This window comes from Robinsoniella sp., from assembly GCF_034124845.1.
In genome coordinates this window covers 1-2,489 of sequence record NZ_JAWYAJ010000605.1, presented here as the reverse complement: position 1 = coordinate 2,489, position 2,489 = coordinate 1, and the positions used below count along the sequence as shown (strand labels likewise).

The 2,489-nt window shown below is 42.2% G+C and carries 2 protein-coding genes; both read right to left on the bottom strand.

The genetic code is table 11. From position 1 onward, the window contains the following. The coding region (locus tag ACH2DQ_RS29775; protein WP_395028871.1) for an ABC-F family ATP-binding cassette domain-containing protein at nucleotides 1-1,477 on the bottom strand (1,477 nt) is incomplete at its 3' end. 15 nt (nucleotides 1,478-1,492) lie between these two features. Next, nucleotides 1,493-2,248 carry an exodeoxyribonuclease III gene (locus ACH2DQ_RS29770; RefSeq protein WP_394911388.1) on the bottom strand — a complete coding sequence of 252 codons (756 nt, stop codon included), beginning with the start codon at nucleotides 2,246-2,248 and terminating at the stop codon, nucleotides 1,493-1,495. Between the last annotated feature and the right edge of the window lie 241 nt (nucleotides 2,249-2,489).

Sequence of the window (2,489 nt, the reverse complement as noted above, 5' to 3'; positions counted from 1 at the left end):
AGGCGATGAGGTAATCCGAATAACCGCCTTCATATTGCTGAATCACTCCGTTTTCCTCAAATGCAAATATTCTGCGGACTACTCTGTCCAGAAAATAGCGGTCATGGGATACCGTTATTACAATGCCGTCAAAACTGTCCAGATAATCTTCCAGAATGGTCAGCGTCTGAATATCCAAGTCATTGGTAGGCTCGTCCAGGATCAGTACATTCGGGGCGGTCATCAGAATACGCAGAAGAAACAGCCGCCTTTTTTCACCTCCGGACAGTTTGCCAATGAGATTCCACTGCATGGTTCCGTCAAATAAAAACCGCTCCAGCATCTGGGATGCCGTAATGGTGCCATCTGTAGTTTGTACGTACTCTCCCGCTTCCCGGATATAATCTATGACTTTCATAGAATTGTCCATGGTTTCACTTTCCTGGGAAAAATAACCAATTTTCACCGTTTGTCCAATATCAATGGAACCACTGTCCGCCTCCGTAATACCGTTTATAATCTTAAGAAGGGTACTTTTTCCGCAACCATTGGGACCAATGATACCGATCCGTTCGCCTTTTAAGAATATATAAGAGTAGTCCAGAAACAGTACTTTTTCCCCATATGATTTAGAAAGCCCGGTTACTTCAATTGTTTTGCGTCCCAATCTTGTGGAGATGGAGTTCATTTCTACGGACATGTCTTCCTGGGGACCTTTTCGTTCCTGCATTTCCTCAATTCTGGCGATATGTGCTTTTTGCTTGGTGGAGCGAGCCCTCGCCCCCCTTGCAAGCCATTCCAGTTCTGTTTTTAGAATACTCTGGCGCTTGCGTTCTGTCCCAATCTCTATATTCTGTCTGGCTTCTTTCAGACGGACAAATTCAGAATAATTTCCTGGATAACTGTAAATTTGCCCTTTATCAATTTCTACAATGCGGTTTGAGACACGATCCAAAAAATAACGGTCATGGGTAACCATAATGAGTGCGCCTCTGAACTGGTTCAGATATTCCTCCAGCCATTCAGACATGGCATTGTCCAGGTGGTTGGTAGGCTCATCCAGAATCAGAATATCCGCGGTTGCAAGCAGTATATGAGCCAGGGCTACTCTTTTTTTCTGCCCGCCGGATAATTGGCTTATTTTCTGGTCAAAGTCTTGTATCTCCAGCTTATACAGCATGGATTTTGCTTCACTTTCCAGGGACCATTCGTTTAATTTTGTTTTATTCAGGTGCATAACCGCTTCTAAGGCAGTCATTTCCTCGTTAAAATCGGGATTCTGGGACAAAAATCGAATTGTAACCTGATTGCCTTTGGTTACCTTGCCCGAATCCGGGATTTCCAGCCCCGCTGCTATTTTTAGCAGCGTGGACTTGCCGGTTCCGTTAATCCCGATCAACCCTACCTTATCACCTTCATTAATACTAAAATTAGCCTGGTCAAATAATTTCCGTTCTGTATAAGCATGTGTCAGATTTTCAATTGTCAATAAATTCATAAGCTCATTCCTATTCTATAAATCAATGTCTAATTCTACCGGGCAATGGTCGGAACCGTATACCTGGGTATGGATCTTAGCATCCTGCAGTTTGTCTTTTAAAGATTCGGAAACACAGAAATAGTCAATTCTCCATCCGGCATTCTTTTCCCTGGCTTTAAACCGGTAAGACCACCAGGAGTACACACCTTCCTCGTCCGGATAAAAATAGCGGTAGGAATCAAGAAAACCGGAACTTACCACCTGGGTAAATTTTTCCCGTTCCTCATCCGTAAATCCGGCGTTTTTACGGTTTGTTTTCGGATTTTTCAGGTCAATCTCTTGATGTGCCACATTTAAGTCTCCGCAGAAAATCACCGGTTTACTCTCTTCCAGGTGTTTGAGATATTTCAGAAAATCATCTTCCCACTGCATCCGGTAAGGCAGTCTTGCCAGCTCATTCTGGGAATTAGGCGTATACACCGTAACCAGATAAAAATCTTCGAATTCCAGTGTGATTACTCTGCCTTCCCGGTCATGTTCTTCCTTACCGATACCGTAATGGACACTGACGGGCTTGTCCTTTGTAAATACCGCAGTACCGGAATACCCCTTTTTTTCTGCATAATTCCAATATTGATGATACCCCTCTAATTCCAAATCTATCTGCCCTGCCTGAAGTTTGCTTTCCTGAATACAGAAAATATCAGCATCTATATCCTGAAAAAAATCTAAAAAACCTTTTTGGACACAGGCACGCAGTCCATTTACATTCCATGATATTAATTTCATATTTTATTACCTTTGCTCCTTGCAGGTGACCCTGCAATACAGCCCTTTCACTTTCGTCTATCAAACATAGATATGTTGATTATAATATACGGAATGGTAAAAGTAAAGATCGTTTGTATACCATAAGGGGGACCTGATTTTGTACGGAATAAAATCCAATCCCAATTCAACCTTGCATTTTACGCCGGGTTACACTAAACTAAAAGAAAGAGAAATTATATAAGATTAGAGGTTGATTACA

What these genes read in the sequence shown, in the direction of transcription:
- ACH2DQ_RS29770 (WP_394911388.1), bottom strand. Translation starts at nt 2,248, where the DNA reads ATGAAATTAATATCATGGAATGTAAATGGACTGCGTGCCTGTGTCCAA.